Source organism: Pseudoxanthobacter sp. (assembly GCF_036822375.1).
In the GTDB taxonomy this organism is placed as follows: Bacteria; Pseudomonadota; Alphaproteobacteria; order Rhizobiales; family Segnochrobactraceae; genus Pseudoxanthobacter.
Genome location: NZ_DAISHT010000267.1, coordinates 1 through 3,938, shown reverse-complemented (window position 1 = coordinate 3,938; position 3,938 = coordinate 1). Strand labels below are relative to the sequence as shown.

The 3,938-nt window shown below is 70.0% G+C and carries 5 protein-coding genes; 3 read left to right on the top strand and 2 right to left on the bottom strand.

Annotated features, from left to right (window positions below):
* A partial coding sequence (locus V7067_RS16185) for a hypothetical protein (RefSeq protein WP_334176931.1) occupies nt 1-998 on the bottom strand: 998 nt, incomplete at its 3' end.
* A gap of 448 nt (nt 999-1,446) precedes the next feature.
* Between V7067_RS16185 and V7067_RS16180 the strand changes: the two genes are divergently transcribed.
* Both V7067_RS16180 and V7067_RS16175 read left to right on the top strand, forming a co-directional pair.
* Nucleotides 1,447-2,037, top strand: a complete 591-nt coding sequence (locus tag V7067_RS16180; protein ID WP_334176930.1) for a nitroreductase — start codon at nt 1,447-1,449, stop codon at nt 2,035-2,037.
* 38 nt (nt 2,038-2,075) lie between these two features.
* Complete coding sequence (locus V7067_RS16175) at nt 2,076-2,687, top strand: flavin reductase family protein (RefSeq protein ID WP_334176929.1); 612 nt, start codon at nt 2,076-2,078, stop codon at nt 2,685-2,687.
* Between the two features lie 6 nt (nt 2,688-2,693).
* Here V7067_RS16175 and V7067_RS16170 read toward each other — a convergent pair whose 3' ends face one another.
* Complete coding sequence (locus V7067_RS16170) at nt 2,694-3,560, bottom strand: NAD kinase (protein ID WP_334176928.1); 867 nt, start codon at nt 3,558-3,560, stop codon at nt 2,694-2,696.
* Nucleotides 3,561-3,664: 104 nt separating this feature from the next.
* Between V7067_RS16170 and V7067_RS16165 the strand changes: the two genes are divergently transcribed.
* Nucleotides 3,665-3,938, top strand: a 274-nt coding sequence (locus V7067_RS16165; protein ID WP_334176927.1) for a hypothetical protein, incomplete at its 3' end; no start/stop codon positions are given.

Genomic DNA, 3,938 nt, shown 5'->3' with positions numbered 1-3,938 from the left:
CCCTTCGCCACGATTTCCAGATCGCGGTTGCGGCCGGGTTCCACGCTGAAACTCTCCGTCCAGGTCTTGTCGCCGTTGCGGGCGACGATGTCGTATTTGCCGGCGGCCAGCACCATGGAGGGGAAGGCGCCGACTTTTTCGGCCAGCACCTTGCCGTCGGCATCGCGCACGGTCCACTGGGTGTTGGCGAGCGCCTCGCCGCCGGGGCTGGCGACCAGCTTCAGCGTTACTTCGGCAGCCTTATGGTGCAGCGTGGCGCGGACCAGCTTGCCGGCTTCCACCTCGATATCGGCACGCATCACCGCGTTCACGCCGCCGTAGTGGCTGGTCACATGATAGGTGCCCGCCGGCAGGCGCACGATCGCGCCGGGCTTGACGCCGGACACGACGGAGGCGCGCTCGCTGGCGGCATCCTCGTCGCCGCGGGAAATATCGAAGGTCACTTCCTCGGCCGGCAGCGGCGTCTTGTCGTCGATCACGGCGTCGAGCTGCAGGCCGCCGGCATGGAGCACCACGGTTTCGGTGACGACGCGGTGGCTGATTTCCACCTTGCGGGTTTCGCCCGCCTGTCCGTAGGCGGCATGCACCATGTAGGTGCCGGGCCGGAGGCGGAATTCGCCGTCGCCGCCGGCCGAAACCGCCACCAGCGGCAGCTTGCCGGCGGCATCGGGCTGAATGGAGAAGATGCGCCACACAACGCCGGTGCTGAGCGGCTTGCCGCTCGCCGTCAGCTTGGCGACGAGATAAAGCGGCACCTCGTTGCCCTTCGGCGTGCCGGTGGCCGGTGTCGCAGGCTGGGCATAGGGCACGGCCGGCACCACGGTGCCGTTGAGTTCCGGCAGGGGAGCGGGCGGCGCGGCATCGGGCCGCGGCAGCGGCATCACCTGCGGCTGGTTGGACAGAACCGGAGCGCTGTTGAGATCGGACGCGGCATATGCCGGGGCGCCGGCAGCCGTTCCGGCCAGCAGGGCCAGAGCCAGCAGAGCCGCCGGTCGCATCCGGGCCGGCGGCCGGCGCCGGCTTAAGGCAAACCGGCCGGACGCAAACCGGCTGAAGGCAAACTGGCTGAAGGCAAGCAAAGGCGTGTCCCGCTGCACACTGCCCGCCGCATCGTCCCGCATCAGGTCGAACCCCGTCTCACGTCTCGTGCCGAATCTTTTGCCGAACCGTCCCCGCGGGGGTGGGTAGGCATCGGCCGCGACCGGCACCGCGCGCCTTCGGGGCGCTGCGGAGGGGAGGGGCGAAGCGGTACGCATCACTCGGGAACCTGCACGCAAACGAATCCCCGAGAACGGCGGCGAATTCAAGACCGATTGCGATGGCGGCGCTCCCTTGACATTGGCGGCCGGCTCGCCTCCGATCCGCCGGTCCTGCCGATGCCGCCGGCCCGCCTCCCCGGGCCGGGCGGCCCGTTGCCTTGAGACCCGCTTCCGAAAGGCCGTTGCCATGTCCTCATCCGCCCGTCCGCCGGTCGATTTCGTTGCCTATCTGAAGACCCGGCGTTCGATTCCCGCCATCCAGCTCGCCGCGCCGGCGCCGGAGGGCGGGACGCTGCTGGACATGCTGACCATCGCCGCCCGCGTGCCGGACCACGGCAAGCTGCACCCCTGGCGCTTCATCCTCTATCGGGGGGCGGGCGCGGCGGCGGCCGGCGAGCGGCTGGCCGCTCTCTATGCCGGTCGCCACCCGGAGGCGAAGGCCGGCCATCTCGACGTGGAGCGCGGCCGCTTCACCCGCGCGCCGCTGGTGGTGGGCGTGGTGTCGTGCGTCAACCCCGTGCATCCGAAGATTCCCGTTTGGGAACAGGAGCTTTCGGCGGGGGCGGTGTGCCTCAACCTGCTGCATGCCGCCAGTGCCTTCGGCTTTGCCGGCCAGTGGGTGAGCGAGTGGATGTGTTACGACGACGAGGCGGCCCGCCTGCTCGGCGCGGCGGCGGGCGAGCGGTTCGCCGGCTTCGTCCACATCGGCACGCCGACGCAGCCCCCGGTGGAGCGCGACCGGCCGGACGTGCCGGCGCTCATCACCGAATACGCCTGACGACCGCCCGGAGACCGCTCCAGCCCGGAGACTGCCCCATGTTCTACGATGCCGTGACCAATGCCCACGGTCTGCCTCACGATCCCTTCAAGGCGCTGGTGGCGCCGCGGCCGATCGGGTGGATTTCCACCCGCGATGCCGGGGGGCGCAGCAATCTGGCGCCCTATTCGTTCTTCGGCGCCGTCTCGTCCGATCCGCACATCGTCATGGTGTCGTCGAACGGCTGGAAGAACACCATTGCCAACATTGAGGCGACCGGCGAGTTCGTCTGCAACATGGCGACGTGGGATCTGCGCGAGGCGATGAACCAGTCGTCGGCGCCGCTGCCGGCGGGGCAGTCGGAATTCGCCTTCGCCGGGCTGACCGAGGCGGACTGCGTGATGGTGAAGGCGCCGCGGGTGGCCGAATCGCCGGCGTCGCTGGAATGCCGCCTCATCAGCATCACCCCGGTGCGCGATCTTGAGGGCCGCGATGCGAATCACTTCATGGCGCTCGGGCAGGTGGTCGGCATCCACATCGCCGATGCCGCACTGACCGACGGGCTGTTCGACACCGCCCGTGCCCGTCCGCTGACCCGGCTCGGCTACATGGATTATGCCGTCGCCGGGCCGGAGAGCCTGTTCACCATGCGCCGGCCGAAGGGCGGCTGAGGGCGGCTAGAAGCGGAACTGTTCGGCGAGGTTGCGCTCTTCCCACGAGTGCCCGGCGTCGAACAGCACGACGCTTTCGGAGCTGTCGTCGACGGCAATCTCGACGCCGGCGATGGAGCGGATCTCCAGATGATCGGCGGCGGCCGCCACCGGGCGGCGCTCGCGCTCCAGCACGTCGATGCGCACATGGGCATGGATCGGCAGCAGCGCGCCGCGCCAGCGCCGCGGGCGGAAGGCGCTGATCGGGGTCAGCGCCAGAAGCTGCGCGTCGATGGGCAGAATGGGCCCGTGGGCGGAGAGATTGTAGGCCGTCGAGCCGGCCGGCGTGGCGACGAGGATGCCGTCGCAGATCAGCTCTTCCAGCCGCACCCGGCCGTCGACGGTGATCCGCAGCTTGGCGGCCTGATTGGTCTCGCGCATCAGCGCCACTTCGTTGAAGGCGTGGGCAACCCGCTGCCCGCCCGCCTCGTCCACCGCGCGCATGATGAGCGGGCGCAGCGCCGTCTTTTCTGCGGTGCGCAGGCGCTCCCGCAGGCCATCCTCGGAAAATTCGTTCATGAGGAAGCCGACCGAGCCGCGGTTCATGCCGTAGATCGGCGTGCCGGTGTTGCGGAACAGGTGCAGCGCTTCCAGCATCAGCCCGTCGCCGCCGAGTGCCACCACCACGTCGGCCTCTTCCGGCGGCACCTCGCCGTAGCGGCCGGCGAGGCGGGCGCGGGCGGCCTTCGCACCTTCCGCCTTGGAGGACATGAAGGCGAGCCGCTCAACGGCACGGGGCGGGGCGGCAGCGGCCTCCGGCTGCGGCGCGCCTTCGGCCGGGAGCGCCGCGGGGGGCGTTTCCGGGCCGTCCGTCGTCTCGGGCCAATCGGTCATGATGCCTTGATCCTGAGCCTTGTGTGGTCTTGGACCTTGTGTGGTTCTGGACCTTGTGTGTCCCGGGCGGTGCGGGGCCGGGCCGGCCTGCGGGACGGGACTGCATGACGCCCTATCACGTCCGCCCCGCCTTGCCAACGAAAGCCGGTGCCGGCGGCGGGGCCGCCGCGGCGCCCGGCCGGACGCCGCGAGGTCGCGCCCGGCATTTTCCCCCTGCCAGCGGTTTGCGCCCGCCCGGTGAGTGCCTTAAGTATGGGGTAGCCCTCCCGGCGGGCCGTCCGGCCTGCCTTTGCGATCGAGCGAGTTCCGGCATGAAGGATTATACGATCCACCTTTCGCGCCTCGATGAGGACGAGGAGGACGAAAAGACCAAGACCC

What these genes read in the sequence shown, in the direction of transcription:
- V7067_RS16180 (WP_334176930.1), top strand. Translation starts at nt 1,447, where the DNA reads ATGTCCTCATCCGCCCGTCCGCCGGTCGATTTCGTTGCCTATCTGAAG.
- V7067_RS16175 (WP_334176929.1), top strand. Translation starts at nt 2,076, where the DNA reads ATGTTCTACGATGCCGTGACCAATGCCCACGGTCTGCCTCACGATCCC.
- V7067_RS16170 (WP_334176928.1), bottom strand. Translation starts at nt 3,560, where the DNA reads ATGACCGATTGGCCCGAGACGACGGACGGCCCGGAAACGCCCCCCGCG.